General features: G+C 48.5%; 2 protein-coding genes. Both read right to left on the bottom strand.

The window, feature by feature from the left end:
* Positions 1 to 712: 16S rRNA (uracil(1498)-N(3))-methyltransferase (gene rsmE / locus R7070_RS26195; protein WP_318141513.1), on the bottom strand; the 712-nt coding region annotated here is incomplete at its 3' end.
* Positions 713 to 836: 124 nt separating this feature from the next.
* Positions 837 to 1,126 (bottom strand): endonuclease (locus tag R7070_RS26190; protein WP_318141512.1); only part of this gene is annotated, 290 nt, incomplete at its 5' end.

The raw sequence follows: 1,126 nt of genomic DNA, 5'->3' as shown, positions 1-1,126 counted from the left end.
GAACTTGTAAGGCTGTAATTGCTGTCAAAGCCGCAGTTTCGGTGCGTAGAACGCGGGGGCCGAGTAGCGTCTCTTCAAATTGGTATTCGCGAGTCATGTCGATCTCTTCTGAAGACAAACCGCCTTCAGGGCCGATCAGAAGACGCACTTTCTCTACAGGTGTCGGCAGGGTGTTGATTGAGTATTTTGCACGAGGGTGAAGGTTGAGCTTTAGCCCATCGTACTCTTCTTGGCACCACTGTTCCAAGCTCATGATTGGGCGAATTTCTGGTACTACGTTGCGACCACATTGTTCACACGCACTGATCGCAATCTTCTGCCACTGCGCGAGCTTTTTCTCAAAACGTTTTTGATCCAGCTTTACGCCACAACGGTCAGAAATAAGTGGTGTGATGGTATTAACGCCAAGCTCTACTGATTTCTGGATAGTGAACTCCATCTTATCGCCACGTGAAATGACTTGGCCAAGATGTAAGTCGAGAGGGGATTCAATGTTGCTTTCGACGCGCTCAGTTACGTCAACGAGAACGTTCTTTTTACTGACTTCACTGATCACTGCTGGGAACTCTGCGCCACTGCCGTCAAATAATAGAACATCTTGGCCTTCTTTCATGCGAAGTACTCGGCCGATATGGCCTGCAGCGTCTTCACTTAAAGCGATGGTACCAAGTTGATGAATGGTTTCTGGATGATAAATTCGAGGGATACGCATGAGATTTCCAGCAAGAGAATAAACTTAGTTCCTAACATGGATGCTTTGCACCGAAAAAACAAGGGGCAAGAGGCGTTTCGAATGAAGGAAACGCCTCAAACAAAGCTCGGGTGCGCTTGTGTTTTTACAGTGCGCGGCAAGCCTCTTGAACAAACGGGTTGTGGTTCCCTTGTACTTTGGCGATGCGCTCGTCACGCTCACATTCCCATTTGTCTACCGGATAGGTTTTGTTCCAAGCACTCATTAGCTGAGTTTGCTGCTTGGATAGTTTGAATCCGTACTCCTTGCTCATGTACAGGTAAGTACGTGCAATCGAGCCGCGAGCTCTGTCGGGTGGCATTACTTTGCGTTGCTTGAAGTTCACTTGCATGTCGCAGCGGCCATAACTGACACCATCCATGCCGTTCCATTGGC

Origin of the sequence: Vibrio sp. 1557 (genome assembly GCF_033340175.1) — a bacterium.
Taxonomy (GTDB): domain Bacteria; phylum Pseudomonadota; class Gammaproteobacteria; order Enterobacterales; family Vibrionaceae; genus Vibrio; species Vibrio alginolyticus.
This window is presented reverse-complemented; position numbering and strand designations above follow the sequence as displayed.